Raw genomic sequence first — 16,307 nt, 5'->3', positions numbered from 1 at the left:
CTCGCCGCGAGTGTACGACGGAGCTGCTGAAATCGCGCTTGTGAGCAAATCCAGAGTAGCACCTGGATGTGTGCAGTTTGGAAAAACCCGCATGAACACTGGGCCATTTCAAGGTTCTCCAATGTTTGTCACTGCTATTTCCACATTTGTGTTGAAAACAGAGCACGAGGCACAAACGATCGCAAAGTGCAACTTCCATCGCGCAGCACCGCTCGTAGTGCACATTGGAGAAACCCGCATGAACACTGGCTATTTCGCACTCGTCCGAAGGTTCCCCACTGATATATCCACATGTTTGTTGAAAACCTGCGCGAAACCAAAGTCACCAGAGCGCACAACTCTCAACCTGCTTAGGTTAGAATTACGAAGCCATTCCGATGCCGACAACGAAGCCAGCAAGAGCGCCCAGAAACGCCCGCACCAAGCCGTTTTCGCTTGTGCCTGCCGATGCACAACAACGCATGTACGAGACACTGCGCACGATGAAGTCAGGCGCTCGCGGTAAAGCATCTGGATGCGAAGTAGTCGAGATCGCAGCATGCACAGCGGTCCGCGAGACTGATCCGGTGATTCTCGCTTACGCCGCACAGGGTGCGCGCAAGGTGTGCAAGCAAGCGAAAGCCGTAAGCGCAAAGAGCAAGCGACTCGAAGCCTCGATGATCGCGGCGATAACGGCATTGCTTCGCGACCCTAAAGCTATCGCCGTGATTTGTGCAGGCAAGTTGAGCACAGATGCAGCATCACAGAAGGACTATCGCAACGCGTTCGAGTTCGCGTCGCGACACAAGGTTCCCATTCTGTTTCTCGTGTCAGAGCAGTTGCCTCCGAAACATCCGGATACGGATTTACGCGTGCTCTCGGCTGAGTTTGGAATCCCTGCGTTTAGTGTGGACGCCAACGACGCAATTGCCTCATACAGGGTTGTCACCGAGGCCTTGCATCACGCGCGACATCAGCGTGGACCAAGCATCATTGCGGCGCTGTCAGCAGACGACAGAGGGACTCCCCTCGACCTGCTGCGGGATCATATGGAACGACACGGGAACACTCCGAGATAACTGCTGCGTCCCAACGTTGGTAACAATTCTTCACCTTTCGTAACGAGACAATCTCGGCCGAATGTTGTCATATGGGTTTCACTATGTTGCGAGCAGTATCGGCTAAATTTGTACCCTTCGCAGTTGCATTCCTGATTGTCTGCGTCTCGGTTCTTTCTCTCGCCGCAGCATCCACCGTGGTTCACTCCGGAAAACTCTCTCGACAGGAACGCGCGACAATACTTTCCACGCTGCTTCGCTAAAGTGTTGCAATAGAAAACCGCGCCTCAGGCGCGGTCGGTGAGCTTCCCTACTCTACTTGTAGATGGAGACCTGGTCGGCTGGAGGTTTGAGCCGGATGACGATCTCCTGCTTCGCCTCCTTGATCTCAATGTCATCGCCATACGTCTGGAATCGCGGCGCGAGCACCTGCAGACGGAGCTTGCCGTAAGGAATGTCGTCGATGGAGGCCTTCCCCTCCTCGTTCGTCTTGAGCTGGAACCCATCGGAGGTCTGCGTTCCATCTGCCCGCAACGAGTGAATGACGACACTGGCATTCTTGATCGGCTTGCCGCTGGAATCCCTGAGAACGACGAAGCTCAGCGTGCAGAACTGTTCAGGAGCCTTCTTCTTCTTTTCGGCAGCCGAAAGCAAAACCGGCACAACGAGCAGGATTGCGATAAGGGCAGTAACTCGGAACCTCGCAAGCATAAGCATCTCCCGACCAGAAAACGAGGCAGGCAATTAGGTGCCAGTTCTGGTGCTCCCATTGTAATCAGGTACCCGATTCGCGCAACAGAAACGGAAATTGAGGGCTGGGCAGAGCGGAAATGGCGATTTCTGATAGGCTTAGCCGGGGTCGGAATGTCAGCTCTGGTTATCTATGAAATCTGAGTGAATTACACTCATAGCGCTTGACACCCACCTTCCCGAAGCGATAGATTAGCACTCGTGTGGCAGGAGTGCTAACAAGCACCCTCCACGGGTGCCCTCACCTGCCACTTGGAGTCGCGGCGACCGGCCGCAACATTTTCTTCCCCAGTTTTGAAAGGAGTTCCGAATGGCAACAGCACTCACCACGAAGCTGACCCCGTTGCATGACCGTATCGTCGTCAGCCGTATCGCAGAGGCAGAAACGACCCGCGGCGGAATCATTATTCCGGACACGGCGAAAGACAAGCCGCAGGAAGGCGAAGTAATCGCAGTCGGCAAGGGCAAGTCTAACGATGAAGGCAAGGTGTTCCCCCTGGCTGTGAAGCCTGGCGACCGCATCCTGTTCGGCAAGTACGCCGGCACCGAGATCAAGATCGACGGCGAAGAGCTGCTGATCATGCGTGAAGAAGAAGTCCTCGGCATCCTCGAAAAGTAAGTTTCGCGGCAGCAGCCGCCATTTAGTTTCGCCACCCAACACGGGTGGAAAGATCAAGATTTCATAGGAGCTTTAAATCAATGGCAAAACAGATTGTTCACGGTGAGGATTCCCGTCAGTCTATTCTCCGCGGCGTAAATGTTCTGGCCGATGCGGTTAAGGTGACGCTCGGACCGAAGGGTCGCAACGTTGTTATCGAGAAGAAGTTTGGTTCCCCGCTCATCACCAAGGACGGCGTCACCGTCGCCAAGGAAATCGAGCTGAAGGACACCCTTGAGAACATGGGCGCGCAAATGGTGAAGGAAGTCGCCAGCAAGACCAGCGACATCGCCGGCGACGGCACCACCACCGCCACCGTTCTGGCTCAGTCGATCTTCCGCGAAGGCGTGAAGACCGTTGCTGCCGGCGCGAACCCGATGGCTCTGAAGCGCGGCATCGAGAAGGCCATTGTTGCCGTCAACGGCACAGTGGACAAGGAAGGCAACCGCGTTCCTGGCGCTCTCGACAAGCTGAGCAAGCCGGTTGACCGCGAAGAGCTGATCGCCCAGGTTGGCACCATCTCGGCCAACAACGACGAGACCATCGGCCACATCATTGCGGAAGCGATGAAGAAGGTTGGCAAGGATGGCGTCATCACCGTGGAAGAAGCAAAGACCATGGAGACGCAGCTGGAAGTCGTCGAAGGCATGCAGTTTGACCGCGGCTACCTCTCGCCTTACTTCGTGACCGACGCCGAGCGCATGGAAGCCGTGCTCGACAACGCCGTCATCCTGATCCACGAAAAGAAGATCAGCAGCATGAAGGACCTGCTGCCCCTGCTCGAGCAGGTTGCCAAGAGCGGCCGCCCGCTCGTGATCATCGCCGAAGACATCGACGGTGAAGCGCTTGCGACTCTCGTGGTCAACAAGCTGCGCGGCACGCTGAACGTCGCTGCCGTCAAGGCTCCTGGCTTTGGCGACCGCCGCAAGGCCATGCTGCAGGACATCGCAATCCTCACCGGCGGAAAGGCCATCACCGAAGACCTCGGCCTGAAGCTCGAAAACATCACGCTCGCCGATCTCGGCACTGCCAAGAAGGTCACCATCGACAAGGACAACACCACCATCGTCGAGGGAGCCGGCAAGGCTGAGGACATCTCCGGTCGCGTGAAGGAAATCCGCGCCCAGATTGAAAAAACCACCAGCGACTACGACCGCGAGAAGCTCCAGGAACGCCTGGCGAAGCTCGTGGGCGGCGTTGCCGTGATCAAGGTCGGCGCAGCCACCGAGACCGAAATGAAGGAAAAGAAGGCTCGCGTGGAAGACGCAATGCACGCGACCCGCGCTGCGGTTGAGGAAGGTATCGTTCCGGGCGGCGGCGTTGCCCTGATCCGTTGCATCCCGGCCGTGGAAGCTCTGAAGCTGGAAGGCGACGAGCAGATCGGTGCCAACATCGTGAAGCGCGCTCTCGAAGAGCCTCTGCGCCAGATCGTTGCCAATGCTGGTGAAGAAGGCGCGGTCGTGATCGGCAAAATCCGCGACAACAAGGATCAGGCATACGGCTACAACGCTCAGAGCGGTCAGTTTGTTGACCTGGTCAAGGCCGGTGTCATCGACCCGACCAAGGTGACTCGCACGGCCCTTCAGAACGCGGGCTCGATCGCGGCCCTGATGCTGACCACCGAAGCCCTGATCGCCGAGATTCCGGAACCGAAGCCGGAAGCTCCTGCGCACCCGGGTGCGGGCGGCATGGGCGGCATGTACTAAACAAAAGCAAGTTGCAGAAACAGGAAGCCCCGCTCAAAACGCGGGGCTTTTTGCATCTGGGGCATGCTTCAAAACATCACAACAGGGCGAAAGTGATTAAAATCACAAGACGCCACTCCCGATTCGTTGTATAAGTGACTTATGCAGCTCCGCAAATTCATCTCGTCAGCTTTGCTCCTGACGGTGCTTCTTGCACCGGTCCTGGGACTGGCGATTTGCACGTCTGCCGAAGCTAGCACTGACGATGGGTGCGCCATGTGCCACCACGGTCAGGATGAGGGCTGGGCTGCCGGATTGCCTTCACCTGTGCCGCCCGCACCAGCGATGCCCTGCTGCCAACGTAAGGCGCCCGCACCTGCGGTTCGCACTTCCGACGCGCAAATTGTGCCTCCCGTGCACATAGCGCTGATGCCAGCAGCACCTCAGTTTGCTCCACTGCCGGCGGTGCCCACATCGCAAACGGCAGACATCAACACGCCACCACCGCTGTTATCACCACTACAACTCCTCTGCACCTTACTGATCTGATTTCTCTTCCTTGACGCTGAGTTGCGCCCGGGTTACACGCTCGTGCGCGCACGACTTTGGCTATGCACGGAAGAGAGATAAGAAATGCTAAGAGAACTATGCTTGACGCTTGCACTGGCGCCGATGGCGTTGGGACAGGCGAGTGCTTCGGGATCGACCCACGGCACAGAACAGGATCTTCAGCAGAGCGCTCCAAAAGCCGCAACTGGATCGCCTCTGCAAACAAATGGTGAACTTCGCCTGGAGGACGTTGTTCGCGAAGCTCTGGCGGCCAATCCCGGACTCGGACGAGCGGCGTCACTGGTAGCCGCTCAACGAGCTCATATCTCGCAAGTAGGCGTTCTGCCCGATCCGAGCGTGACACTGTCCTGGATGGGCGATCCGGTTCCCTTCAAGGTACAGGACAACGACCCTTCCAGCTATCGCGGACTTACCGTGATGCAGATGCTGCCGTTGGGAGGCAAACGCGCATTGCAGCGCGAAGTAGCCCGCCGCGATGTCGCATTGGAAGAGGTCTCGCAGAGCTCGGCACAGCGCACTCTCGTAACGGAAGCTCGCACAGCATTTTTTGACTACTACTATTACGACCTCGCTCTGAAGATCACGGAACAGAATCACCAAAGGCTAAAGCAGCTTGGCGATATCACGGAAGGTCGGTATCGCGTAGGCAAAGCCATGCAGCAGGATGTGTTGCGGGCGCGGCTGGAAATCTCCATGCTTCTGCAGCGCACTGCTACCTTGCGCCAGCAGCGCTCGGTAGCGGCAGCGCGTCTAAACACCTTGATGGGCCGTGCTCCCGATGCGCAACTGGCCGCGCCCGCCGAGCCCGCTCACAGTACCCTGCCTGCAATGAACGAGCTCGCTCGCGAGGCGGAAGCAAACGACCTGATGCTGGCTCGCGAAAAGCGCATGAGTGAAAAGGAAAGCGCGGCGCTAGCCCTGAGCCGCAAGGACGCTTTGCCTGACCTGAACATTGGCTACATGTATCAGCAGCGCCCCGGCATGCCTGACATGCATGGCATGCAGTTCACGGTAAATCTCCCCTACCTTCATCGCGACCGTTATAGGCAGGAAGTGATTGAGAGTGAGCTGCGAGTTCGTGCCGCAAAACAGGGACAGGAGGCACGCCGCCTTGAGCTGAATTATGAGCTCAAGCAGGCATACTCCGCCGCAGAAACGGCAAAGCAGATGCTCGAGCTCTACGATCAGGCGATTCTGCCGCAGGCGAGGTTGGCGCGGGATTCTGCGCAGTCTTCATACACCGTGGGCTCGGTCGATTTCCTGACGGTGCTCACCAGCTACACAGCGATCTACTCCTACGAACTTGATTACTACCGTCAGCGCGCCGACTACGAGATTGCCATCGCGCGCATTCACGGGCTGACCGGCGACATGGAAGCGCCGACCGCAACGGAGGCACACTGATGAACCCGCGCATTCGCACCATTGTCCGCTTGAGCGCCGTACTGGCTGCCGTCGCCCTGATTGCGTTTCTACTTTACGGAAAGCGTGCCGGTCTGCACCTTTCCAATCAAGTCGCAAAGGCAAGCGCGCCGAGCACCTCGCCGGAGCCGCAGAAGAAGATTTTGTACTGGTACGACCCCATGCATCCTGCGTACCACTCGGATAAGCCGGGCATCGCTCCCGACTGCGGAATGGAACTCGTGCCGATGTACGAATCCAAAAACCCTGGGGAGCAGCCGACGACAGACCAGGGAGTTATCCACATGCCAGCGGCGCAACAGCGCGCCTTGGGCGTTCGTCTCACCACAGTTGATGAGCAGGACGTCAGCCGCACCCTTCGCACCTCTGGTGTCGTGATCGCAGACGAAACGCGCATCGGCCATGTGCATGTGAAGACCGCGGGCTGGGTTGAGGACGTGTATGCCAACTTCGTCGGGCAACTCGTGCAAAAAGGCCAGCCGCTGTTTACCGTGTACAGCCCTGACCTCGTCGCCACGCAACAGGAATATCTGATCGCGCGGCGCGGCATGCAGGAGCTTGGTAAATCGCAGTACGAAGATGTCGCGAAGAGCTCGCAGTCGCTGATGGCTTCCGCGCGTGAGCGCCTGAAGCTGTGGGATATGACTGACAAGCAGATTGCTGAACTAGATCGCACGGGAGCGGTCAGCAAAACCATAACCGTGTACTCTCCCGTAAGCGGATACATCACCGATCGCAAAGCTTTCCCGCACACCTCGACTTCAGCCGACACGGACCTCTATACAATTGCCGATCTCTCGCGAGTGTGGGTGACGGCGGATGTATTCGAGGCCGATCTTCCCTACGTCAAGGTCGGGCAGACGGCGATCATTCACTTCCCCTATGCGCCAGGCAACGGAATCACGGGACGTGTTGCGTACACGTTTCCCGTGCTCGATCCGCAAACGCACACGGCCAAGATTCGCATCGATGTTGCGAATCCCGGCATGGTGCTGAAGCCCAACATGCTGGCCGATGTGGAATTGAAGATCAACTATGGTCACCACATGGTCGTGCCCGCCGAAGCAGTCCTTAACAGCGGCACGATGCAGACGGTCTTTGTTGCGCAGGATAATTCAACCTTCGAGCCGCGAGCTGTCACCATTGGCGCAACCGTGGACGGCAGAACAATCCTGACCTCGGGCGTGAACAAGGACGAAACCATCGTGCAGAGCGGTAACTTCCTGCTTGATTCCGACACGAAGCTTAACGCGCCGATGAGCATGGGAGGCACAAAATGATCGGCGCAATCATTGAATTCAGCGCGCGTCATCGCGTGCTGGTGTTGATTCTCGTTGCGCTAGCTGCCGTGTTTGGCTATCGCGCGATGAAGAACACCAAGCTTGACGCCATCCCCGACCTGAGCGACACACAAGTAATCGTGTACGCCAAGTGGGATCGCAGCCCCGACATCATCGAAGACCAGCTCACGTATCCGATCACGTCGGCACTGCTCGGCATGCCGAAGGTGAAGGATATTCGCGGGTTCTCTGACTTCGGTTTTTCCTATATCTATATTGTTTTCGAAGAAGGAACCGATATTTACTGGGCACGCTCGCGTACGCTCGAATACCTGAACTCCATTACATCGCGTCTGCCAAAAGAGGCGAGCATCGAGCTCGCAAAAGACGCGACTGCCGTAGGCTGGGTATATCAGTACGCGCTTGTCGATGACACGGGCCAGTACAGCCTTCAACAAATGCGCAGCTACCAGGACTGGTATTTGCGCTACTCGCTACAGTCACTTCCCGGCGTGGCGGAAGTGGCTCCCGTAGGCGGCTTCGTTCGCGAGTACCAGGTAAACCTCGATCCGAACCGGTTGCAGGCATATAAGCTTCCGGTGAACTCCGTTGCTGACGCAATCAGCAAATCCAACAACGATGTTGGTGGACGCCTTGTTGAGTTCAGCGGACGCGAGTACATGGTGCGCGGACGCGGCTACCTTCGCTCGCTCGATGACATCGGCAACATCGTCCTCGTCAACAACGCGCAGAGTGGAACTCCTGTTCGTGTACGCGATGTTGCGACTGTCACCTACGGTCCCGCAATGCGCCGTGGCGTTACTGACCTCGATGGCAAGGGCGAAGCAGTCGGCGGCGTAGTCGTAATGCGCGTGGGCGAGAACGCAGAGAAGGTCATCCAGCGTGTAAAGAAGCAGATAGAACTGGTACAACCGTCGCTGCCCAAGGGCCTGCGAATTGTGCCGGTGTATGACCGCTCAGAGCTAATCAACCGCGCGGTGGACAACCTACGCCACACGCTGATCGAAGAACTTATCATCGTCAGCCTGGTGATTCTGATATTCCTGTGGCACTTCCCAAGCGCCGCCATTCCCATCATCACCATTCCTGTTACGGTGCTGATTGCCTTCATTCCACTTCAGCTTTCAGGAATGACTGCAAACATCATGTCGCTCGGCGGAATTGCTGTCGCGATCGGCGCGATGGTCGATGCAGCCATTGTCGTTGTCGAGCAGACGCACAAGAAACTCGAGCATTGGCAGGAGGGGGGACGCAAGGAAGATTACCACCGCGTGGTGATCGATGCCGTAAAGGAAGTCGGCGGCCCAAGCTTCTTTGCGCTCCTCGTAATCGCCGTTTCGTTCCTGCCGGTCTTCGCGCTCGAAGCGCAGGAAGGACGGCTGTTCAAGCCCCTGGCACTCACGAAGACTCTGGCAATGGTCATCGCTGCGCTGCTAGCTATCACGCTTGATCCCGCGATGCGTCTCCTCGTGACGCATATGAAGGAGTACAACTTCCGCCCAAAGTGGTTGGCACGCGCAACGAACGCGGTGCTTGTCGGTAAAATTCGCAGTGAAGAAGAACACCCAATCAGCAAGCCACTGATGAAGATCTATCAGCCGGTAGTCGAGTTCTCGCTTGAGCACAAGTGGATTCCAATTACGGCCGCGCTGGTGCTGATGGCCGTGACGATTCCGGTGTACAACAAGCTCGGTTCGGAGTTCATGCCTCCGCTAGATGAGGGCACGCTGCTATACATGCCCACGACAACTCCGGGAATCTCGGTAGGACAGGCGAGTTTACTGCTGCATGAGCAGGACCGCATTCTCAGCAGCTTCCCGCAAGTACAATCCGTCTTTGGCAAAGCGGGCCGCGTGGAGAGCGCTACCGATCCCGCGCCGTTCTCCATGATGGAGACTGTCGTGGTACTCAAGCCACACGATGAGTGGCCCGTGCGGGAGCGCTGGTACACACGCCACATGCCGCAATGGACACACTCGGTGCTGAGCCGCCTCTGGCCCGACCGCCAGACGACCAACGAACTGATCTACGGCCCTGGAGGGCTGAACGAAGCACTCACCTTCCCTGGCGTCACAAACGCGTGGACCATGCCGATCAAAGGACGCATCGACATGCTCACCACCGGCGTTCGCACGCCGCTTGGCATCAAGGTTCTGGGCTCAAGCCTCGAAGAGATCGAGCGCATCGGGCACGACGTGGAGCAGACGCTGCACAGCGTACCCGGCACGGCCAGCGTTTACGCCGAACGCACAACCGGAGGATATTTCCTCGACTTCGACCTGAAGCGAGATGCGCTCGCTCGATACGGCCTCAACGTCGATGATGCGCAATCGGTCATCATGTCAGCCATTGGCGGACAAACCGCAACCACGACCGTCGAAGGCCGCGAGCGCTATGCCGTCAGCATCCGTTACTTGCGCGGTTATCGTAGCGACCTGCAATCGCTGGAGCGCGTGCTTGTGCAGATCCCCGGCGGAGCACAGGTTCCGCTCGGCGAACTCGCAACACTCTCGATGTGCACCGGCCCTGGCATGATTCGCGACGAAAATGGACGACTCAGCGGATACGTGTTCGTCGATGTCGCCGGACGCGATCTGGGCAGCTATGTTGCCGACGCGCAACGCGCAGTCGAAGCAAAGGTGAGTGTGCCTACGGGATTTCAACTCGTGTGGAGCGGACAATACGAATCCATCCAACGTGTACGCGAGCGTCTCAAAGTCGTGTTGCCCGTAACGATCTTTGCCGTGTTCCTGCTGCTCTATGCCAACACTGGATCGGTCGTGAAGACTTCGATCATCTTGCTCGCCGTTCCCTTCTCTGGCATTGGAGCCATCTGGCTGCTGCACTGGATGGGCTACAACATGAGCGTCGCTGTGTGGGTAGGTTTAATTGCCCTGTTGGGAGTGGATGCTGAAACTGCAGTGTTTATGCTGTTGTATCTCGATCTCTCCTGTGCGGAAGCCGCCGCACGAGGACAGCTCTCCTCGTGGAGAGAACTGCGTGACGCGACCGAGCATGGAGCTGTGAAGAGACTTCGCCCAAAGGTGATGACCGTGGCCTGCATGATCTTTGGATTGTTGCCGATTCTGTGGTCAACCGGCGCTGGGGCTGACGTAATGAAGCGCATTGCCGTGCCGATGGTAGGAGGAATCGTGACCTCATTCCTGATGGAGTTGATCGTTTATCCACCGCTCTTCGCCATATGGAAATGGAAGTTCGAAGTTCAACCCTCCATTCGACATTCGAATGAAATGAAGAAAGAACTGGATCATGTCACGACGTGATCTTTAGATTTTGCAACATTGAACAAACCAAAACGAAATTCAAAAGGAGTAAGTCGATGAAAAAGATGTTTGCCTCTCTCATGCTTCTTAGCGCTATGGCTCTTCCCGCTCTTGCTGCACCTACAACCGTGACCGGACTCATCACGGATGACATGTGCGGTACGGGCAAGCACATGATGTCCGGCAAGTCCGCCGCCGAATGCATTCGCGAATGCGCGAAGCACGGCGCCAAGTATGCTGTCGTTGCCAATGGCAAGAAGTATGTTCTCGCCGGCAAGACCGCTGAACTGAGCGCCCTGGCTGGCCAGCAGGCGACCGTAACCGGAGAGGTTAAGGGAAACACACTCACCGTAAATTCGGTAGCAGCCGCAAAGTAAGTTTTCACATCTTACTTACTAACAATGGGTGAGGCCCTGCGTTCGGGGCCTTTCCTCATCGAATTGCAGGGCCAAACGCAGATTCGGTGCTTGACTTTGCCCTGTGTTTTCGCTATCTTCATCACACTTACATGCGAATTACCAACACATCCCGGACAATGACAACAGGCACAACAACATGCCTGACACCGGGCGCATGTGAGTTCCGCGAAGAGATCAGCTAACAAAAACTGATTCGCACACTTCCAGAACCCATCGCCAACAGACGATGGGTTCTTTGTTTTTGGTCGCAAAAAGGAGCGGGTGATGATTGTAATGAAGTTCGGCGGCACCTCGGTGCAGGATGCTACGGCCATCCGCCGAGTCGCGTCGATCGTAGCTTCACGACAGGCAGAACAACCGGTTGTCGTTGTGAGCGCAATGGGCGGTGTCACCGACAAACTGGTGCAAATCGCCGAGACTGCTGCGCGCAGCGATTTGAGCGCTGCCCTTGCATTGCTGGATGGCATTCGCGCCAGGCACGTAGCCGCCGCAGAAAATATGCTCAGCCCTGCGGCAAGGGCGCAGTTCGTCGATGAGCTTGAAGAGCGCCTGGCCGAGTGTACCGCGCTCGTCACGCAGATTGCGGCCCGAGGCTCACTCTCACCAGCACAGAATTCGCACATGCTCTCCTATGGCGAAGTGCTCTCGAGTGTGCTCGTGGCCTTCGCCTTCAACGCACTCGGCATTTCATCCGCTCACGCCGACTCACGAAAGCTGATCGTCACCGACTCTCATCACCCCGCCGCAACCCTTCTCGCCGCGCAAACTCGCAGCAGACTTCAAAAAGTCATCCCGCCACTCATTGAGCAGAACGCAGTGCCCGTTCTCGGAGGCTTTATCGCCTCGAGCGAATCAGGCGAGATCACTACGCTCGGTCGCGGTGGTTCCGACTACTCCGCTGCCATCGTGGGTGCAGCGCTCTCTGCCCAGCGCATCGAGATATGGACGGATGTGAACGGCATTCTCACCACCGACCCGCGTATCTGTCCCAAGGCACAGCGCATCGAGGAAATTAGCTTTCACGAAGCAACGGAGCTCGCCTGCTTCGGAGCCAAAGTCCTGCACCCTGCAACGCTGCTCCCGGCAGTTGAGCACGACATCCCCGTAGCAGTCCTGAACTCACATAAACCCAGCGAGGCGGGCACCATCATTCGCGCCGTAGCATCGCGCGGTCCTTCGGCGTTTCGCGCCATCGCCGTGAAGCGCAACATCTCGGTTTTTAATGTGCGCGCCCCTCGCCACGTTGGCTCGCATCGTTTCCTCGATGATCTTTTCAGCCTCTTGCGATGGCATCACCTGCAGAGCGAGATCGTCGCAATCTCCGGTGCTACCGCCTCCGTGGCCGTCGAAGGAAGTCACGAACTCGTGCGATTGATTGCGGAGCTGGAAACCTTGGGCGAGGTTGAATTTCAGCCCGAGATGGCGATCATCTGCCTCGTTGGCGAAGACATTCGCGGACGCATAGGTATTGCCTCCGAAATCTTCGGAGTACTTGCCGCCTCCGGTGTAAACATCCGCATGATTGCCCAGGGGTCTTCAGAAATTAGCGTCAGTTTCGTAGTAGAAGAGAAAGATGCCGTAAAGTCCGTGCAGCAGTTGCATCGTCACCTGTTCGAGCAACCTTCCGGTGCGCCATCGCGGCCTTCGAAAGCATCCTGCGAGACGGCTCAGGCCTAATTCGCAACGCGCAATTTGCAATACAAGATTGGAGAAAACAGTTTGGCTACTACCACCGCATTTGATCAGTCATCCCCGGCTCAGGCTCCTGCTTTGAAGGTAGCAATTTTGGGATTCGGTACCGTTGGCAGCGCTGTCGCGCGCATTCTCAGCGATCAGCCGGAGCACTCGCCACTGAAGCTTACGCACATCTTCAATCGCAACGTCGAACGCAAGCGCGTGGACTGGGTCAACGAAGATGTGAATTGGTCGAGTGACATCGAGAAGGTGCTTGCCTCCGATGCCGACATCATCGTGGAGCTCGTGGGCGGAGTGACTCCCGCGCAAGATTGGATCACACGCGCGCTGAAGGCCGGCAAGTCGGTCGTTACGGCCAACAAGAAGCTCATTGCGCAACACGGCCCGCAGCTGTCTGCACTGGCACGCGAAAGCGGTGCCGGACTCGCCTTCGGAGCCTCCGTCGCTGGCGGCGTTCCGGTGATTGATGCATTACAGGAAGGTCTCGCCGGAGACCACCTCTACAAGGTATGCGGAATCCTCAACGGCACGTGCAACTTCATCCTCACCAAGGTTGAGCGCGAAGGCGTCTCGTTCGAAGAGGCTTTGATGGAAGCACAGCGCGCCGGATTCGCCGAAGCCGATCCTACCGACGACGTCGATGGCTTCGATGCCCGCGCCAAACTCGTCATCCTTTCGCGCATCGGATTGAAGGCTGTCGTGCCGCCCGAGCAGATTCCATGCGCCTCCATCCGTGCACTCGACGCGGTGGACTTCATCTACTCGCACGAACTTGGATGCACCATTCGCCAGATCTCTCGCGCCGAGCGACGCGACGGACGCATCTACGCTTCGGTGCAGCCCGCGCTCGTGCCTATCGAGTCTCCAATGGCGCACATCACAGGCAGCTTGAACCTGGTGCTATCCAGCGGCAAATACGGCGGTCAGACGGCATTCAGCGGACACGGCGCAGGCGGACACTCCACGGCCGTTGCCGTCGTCAGTGATCTTCTCGACGTAGCGCGTGGACGCGGAGGACATGCACGCCCCGCCGCTGCTGCAGACGCGCTGCCCGTAAGCGGAAACTTCTCCTCGGCGCACTACCTACGCTTCACCGTACGCGACCGGCCCGGCATCGTCGCTGCTATCGCAAATGCATTAGCCGCGCACAAAATCAATATCGATGCGCTGTTGCAGAAACCCGGATTCGACAAAGACGCTCTTCCCTTCGTAGTCACGCTCGAGCATTGCGGAGCCGAAGAACTGGAGAAAGCGATGAACGATATCCGCAAGCTTGATTTCCTGGTTCATCCGCCGTTGACCATGCCGATACTTACGAAGGAGCTCTAATGCAACTGCGCTGTTTTAATGTAAATTGCTCGACCAAGTTCGATCTGCATGCACCAGTGCTGTCCTGTCCTAAATGCGGCGAGTTGCTCGAAGTTGAAGTTGATGATCCCAAACTATCCGCCTCGGAGCTGAAAGAGCTTTGGAGCGAGCGCCGCAAATCGCGCGATCCTCGCGACATCAGCGGAGTTTGGCGCTATCGGGAATTTCTGCCTGACTACCCCGTTTCCGACATCGTGAGTCTCGGCGAAGGCAACACTCCTCTTGTGCGTGGCCGCCGAACCGCGACCTGGGCAGGTGTTTCCGATCTGCAATTCAAGCATCTTGGGTGGAATCCCACTGGCTGCTTCAAAGATCTTGGGATGACCGTCGGCATGACAGAAGGCGTGCACACGGGCGCCAAGATTGTCGCTTGCGCCTCCACAGGCAACACCGCTGCTTCGCTCGCGGCTTATGCTGCACGCGCGGGCGTCGTTGGCCGCGTTTATCTTCCCGCCGGGCAAGTCTCGCTGAACAAGCTCGCGCAGGCACTCGATTTCGGCGCCGAAGTCGTGGAGATCGAAGGCAGCTTTGATGATGCATTGAACACGCTTCTTGAGAAGACCAGCGAAGGAATCTACTTCCTGAACTCGATCAATCCCTTCCGCATCGAGGGCCAGAAGACCACGATGTTCGAGTTGATGGATCAGCTCAACTGGCAAGCTCCCGATTATCTTATTGTGCCCGGCGGCAATCTCGGAAATTCCGCCGCGTTCGGTAAAGCCTTCGACGAACTGTTGCGCTTCGGACTGATCGATCGAGCACCGCGCATGATCGTCGTGCAGGCCGCGGGGGCAAATCCTTTTGCTCAGCTCTGGCGTGATCACGCCGAAGAACTCTCGCCCGTCGAGCATCCAGAAACCGTCGCCACAGCCATCCGCATCGGCAATCCGCGTTCATGGAAGAAATCGCTGCACGGAGTGAAATCGACAGGCGGGCAGGTACTCGATGTCACCGACGACGAGATCGCCGAGGCAAAGGGTGTTATTGGCTGCGACGGCATTGGATGCGAACCCGCATCTGCTGCAACTCTTGCAGGCCTTCGCAAACTCCGCAATAGCGGTGCCATTGCGCAGGATGCAAGGGTCGTCGCCATTCTTACGGGACACGGACTGAAGGACACCAACTTCATCATCCGTGCTCATCAGCGGGAGGAAGCACATGCGCACTAAAGACGAGATTGTCATCCGAGTGCCTGGCTCGATCGCCAACCTTGGGCCTGGGTTTGACACGCTGGCCGTAGCCGTTCAGCTCTATCTCACCATGCGTGTTCGCGTGATGCCGGGCGAGGGCAACCTGAATTTCGAGTTCGTCAACCAGCGACTCGATGGCGAAAACTACATTGAGCGCGCATTTCGCTTCATCGCTGCGCGTCACAACTTCGCGATCCCTTCACTGGACATTCAGGTCGAGAGCGACATTCCGATGAAGGGTGGCCTTGGCAGCAGCGCGGCCGCCACCGTCGCGGGCCTGCGATTGTTTGAGGCCGTCAGCGGACCCGTCGAAGAACAGGAACTGCTGACGACGGCATGTGAACTCGAAGGTCATCCCGATAACATCGCAGCGGCTCTGCTCGGCGGTCTCACGGTGAGCTGTGAAGTGCCCAGCGCTTTGCGTGTGCTGCGTGCCATCTGGCCGGAGTCGCTCTCCATCGTGGTCGTCACTCCCGAACTGCATCTTGCAACAACGACCTCGCGCGCCGTGCTGCCGCAGATGATCTCGCGTGCCGACGCCATCTTCAACGTACAGCGAGTGGCATTTCTGCTGGAGGCATTGCGCACCTCTGATTTCGCACTACTACGCGAAGCTCTTGATGATCGCTTACATCAGCCTCATCGCGCATCCATTGTTCCTGGCTTGCAGGAGGCACTCGATCTTCGGCATCCCAGTTTGCTGGGAGTTTGCCTGAGCGGAGCTGGTCCTTCGGTTGTTGCCTTGGCTCAGCAGAATCTCGACGAGATCAGCGCATTGCTCTCGGAGATTTACACTCGTAAATCTATCCCATTCAAGATTCGCACTCTGCAAGTGCATCCGACGAATGCTCCCGCAAAGGCCTCCGGCATTATGCAGGCTCGCAGCTACTGTGTGGACAGCGCGACCAGTTGGAGAGCATAGAACACT

The 16,307-nt window shown here is 57.5% G+C and carries 12 protein-coding genes; 11 read left to right on the top strand and 1 reads right to left on the bottom strand.

The features are described 5' to 3' along the window. Positions 1-377 precede the first annotated feature (377 nt). On the top strand, positions 378-1,058 hold the full coding sequence (locus AC6IY8_RS04630) for a thiamine pyrophosphate-dependent enzyme (RefSeq protein WP_497777533.1): 681 nt from the start codon (positions 378-380) through the stop codon (positions 1,056-1,058). Between the two features lie 294 nt (positions 1,059-1,352). On the opposite strand, the gene AC6IY8_RS04625 is transcribed toward AC6IY8_RS04630, so the two are convergent. Continuing rightward, positions 1,353-1,748: a carboxypeptidase-like regulatory domain-containing protein gene (locus AC6IY8_RS04625; protein ID WP_497777532.1), complete on the bottom strand. Its 396-nt coding sequence runs from the start codon at positions 1,746-1,748 to the stop codon at positions 1,353-1,355. 349 nt (positions 1,749-2,097) lie between these two features. Here AC6IY8_RS04625 and AC6IY8_RS04620 point away from each other — a divergent pair, with 349 nt between their 5' ends. The 10 genes from AC6IY8_RS04620 (at position 2,098) to thrB (ending at position 16,301) form a co-directional block, all read left to right on the top strand. Continuing rightward, the gene (locus AC6IY8_RS04620; protein ID WP_497777531.1) at positions 2,098-2,406 is read left to right on the top strand and encodes a co-chaperone GroES; all 309 of its coding nucleotides are present in this window, start codon (positions 2,098-2,100) and stop codon (positions 2,404-2,406) included. Between the two features lie 80 nt (positions 2,407-2,486). After that, positions 2,487-4,151 (top strand): chaperonin GroEL, encoded by a 1,665-nt coding sequence (groL, locus tag AC6IY8_RS04615; RefSeq protein ID WP_497777530.1) that lies wholly within the window; start codon positions 2,487-2,489, stop codon positions 4,149-4,151. Between the two features lie 630 nt (positions 4,152-4,781). Next, positions 4,782-6,104 (top strand): TolC family protein, encoded by a 1,323-nt coding sequence (locus tag AC6IY8_RS04610; protein ID WP_497777529.1) that lies wholly within the window; start codon positions 4,782-4,784, stop codon positions 6,102-6,104. After that, entirely contained in the window at positions 6,104-7,402 is a 1,299-nt protein-coding gene (locus tag AC6IY8_RS04605; RefSeq protein ID WP_497777528.1) for an efflux RND transporter periplasmic adaptor subunit, read from the top strand. Before AC6IY8_RS04610 ends, AC6IY8_RS04605 begins: the two co-directional genes overlap by 1 nt. Beyond that, complete coding sequence (locus AC6IY8_RS04600; RefSeq protein ID WP_497777527.1) at positions 7,399-10,707, top strand: efflux RND transporter permease subunit; 3,309 nt, start codon at positions 7,399-7,401, stop codon at positions 10,705-10,707. Before AC6IY8_RS04605 ends, AC6IY8_RS04600 begins: the two co-directional genes overlap by 4 nt. 56 nt (positions 10,708-10,763) lie before the next feature. Then, entirely contained in the window at positions 10,764-11,084 is a 321-nt protein-coding gene (locus AC6IY8_RS04595) for a hypothetical protein (protein WP_497777526.1), read from the top strand. 306 nt (positions 11,085-11,390) lie between these two features. After that, positions 11,391-12,803 carry a lysine-sensitive aspartokinase 3 gene (gene lysC, locus AC6IY8_RS04590; protein WP_497777525.1) on the top strand — a complete coding sequence of 471 codons (1,413 nt, stop codon included), beginning with the start codon at positions 11,391-11,393 and terminating at the stop codon, positions 12,801-12,803. Positions 12,804-12,845: 42 nt separating this feature from the next. Further along, entirely contained in the window at positions 12,846-14,150 is a 1,305-nt protein-coding gene (locus AC6IY8_RS04585; protein WP_497777524.1) for a homoserine dehydrogenase, read from the top strand. After that, positions 14,150-15,358: a threonine synthase gene (thrC, locus tag AC6IY8_RS04580; RefSeq protein ID WP_497777523.1), complete on the top strand. Its 1,209-nt coding sequence runs from the start codon at positions 14,150-14,152 to the stop codon at positions 15,356-15,358. Before AC6IY8_RS04585 ends, thrC begins: the two co-directional genes overlap by 1 nt. Next, a complete protein-coding gene (thrB, locus tag AC6IY8_RS04575) occupies positions 15,348-16,301 on the top strand; it encodes a homoserine kinase (protein WP_497777521.1) in 954 nt (317 codons plus the stop codon). Before thrC ends, thrB begins: the two co-directional genes overlap by 11 nt. The last annotated feature ends 6 nt before the right edge of the window (positions 16,302-16,307 follow it).

Source organism: Koromonas soli (genome assembly GCF_059726265.1).
Note: the sequence above shows the minus strand (reverse complement) of the source record. Positions and strands in the feature narration are given on the sequence as shown.